This is a genomic window from Vibrio sp. R11-SG3-ISO3-SZ, assembly GCF_059834345.1.
The window spans coordinates 1-1,414 of record NZ_JCBDGX010000024.1 but is presented as its reverse complement, the minus strand read 5'-3'; the positions used below and the strand labels follow the sequence as shown (position 1 = coordinate 1,414).

Below are 1,414 nucleotides of genomic sequence, written 5' to 3'. Positions count from 1 at the left end.
CAAATCAGACGCGACGACATCAAATTCACACAGAGGAAAAGGGAAACGCCCCTTCATTTGACGAACAAACACTTTGTTGCCAGCAGATGGCGCAATCAGACCAAGATCCACCCTCATACCCGGTCCAACTTTATGCTGAGAGAGCTTCATTGGCGTGGTGACCGGGTTGCCATCAATAGCCAGTATCCAAGCCTCTGCCCCTTCAATCGCAATTGGATAGGTAATGGTATTGTCGACATTAGCAATGCGTAAGCGAGTGGTCGCGTGCGCTTTAAGCGTATATAAAGGCTCATGAACGCCATTCACACTGCTCCACTCCCCTGGCGTGCCCATCCGAGCACTTAAACGTGGGATCATTCTCTCCTTCCACTGCCCTTGACTGTCGATGTGCCAATGCTTGAGCATTAACGCATGCTCTTCATCAAAAACCACGGGGTCGCGCTCTTCAACAATAATCAGTCCAACGAGTCCTCGCCCTAACTGTTCAACGCTGTTCATGTGTGGGTGATACCAAAACGTGCCTGCGTCAGGCGGAGTGAATCGATACTCAAACGTCTCTCCCGGCATGATAGGCGCTTGACTGAGAAAAGGAACGCCGTCCATCTCGATCGGTATTCGCAAGCCGTGCCAATGTATGGTGGTAGGCTCTGACAGTTTGTTCGTGAAACGAATCACGACCTCTTCCCCCTGACGACAATAGAGTGTCGGCGCAGGGATCGCACCATTAAACCCCAGTACGTCTGTTTGATACCCAGGGACGAGTTCAGCCCGGCTAGGCTCAGCAGTGAGATCGTAAACATAGCCTTCTCGAGTCCGAGTTTGCCGAGTCACCGAACAAGCAGGAATCATTGAGAGAGCAGACAAAGCAAGTGAAGATTGAAGAAATTGGCGACGACTCAAAGCCATAACGGTAAACACCTAAAACAGACAAGACGTATAATGTAGCAAAATACTGCGAATGATTCTCAGTGCAATGAGTGATTTGTGTTTTGTCGCGTGCAAGATTAAAAAACGGAGACAAAAAAGGCTCTAGTCTTTCGACTAGAGCCTTAGATATGGCAGGGGTGGAGAGATTCGAACTCCCAACACGCGGATTTGGAATCCGCTGCTCTGCCAATTGGAGCTACACCCCTAAAAATAGGTTCAAATTATCCGTGAAAGAGAGATTCGAACTCCCAACACGCGCCTTCTCGAGGACTTTTGGGGAATCCGCTGCTCTATTAATGAGAGCTACACCCCTAAAAATTAGATTCAAAAAAACCTCGATAAACGAGGTTTATAAGTGGCGGAGTGGACGGGACTCGAACCCGCGACCCCCGGCGTGACAGGCCGGTATTCTAACCAACTGAACTACCACTCCGCAGTGGTCTATTTAAAGTCTTATCTCAATCGTGCTTTAAACAGATAATGTTCA

Annotated in this window: 1 protein-coding gene and 2 tRNA genes; all 3 read right to left on the bottom strand. The window is 48.9% G+C overall.

The features are described 5' to 3' along the window. The coding region (locus AC6R1O_RS03290) for a multicopper oxidase domain-containing protein (protein WP_500656473.1) at positions 1-906 on the bottom strand (906 nt) is incomplete at its 3' end. 150 nt (positions 907-1,056) lie between these two features. Then, positions 1,057-1,133, bottom strand: a tRNA-Trp gene (locus AC6R1O_RS03285). A gap of 150 nt (positions 1,134-1,283) precedes the next feature. After that, a tRNA-Asp gene (locus AC6R1O_RS03280) sits at positions 1,284-1,360 on the bottom strand. Positions 1,361-1,414: the final 54 nt, after the last annotated feature.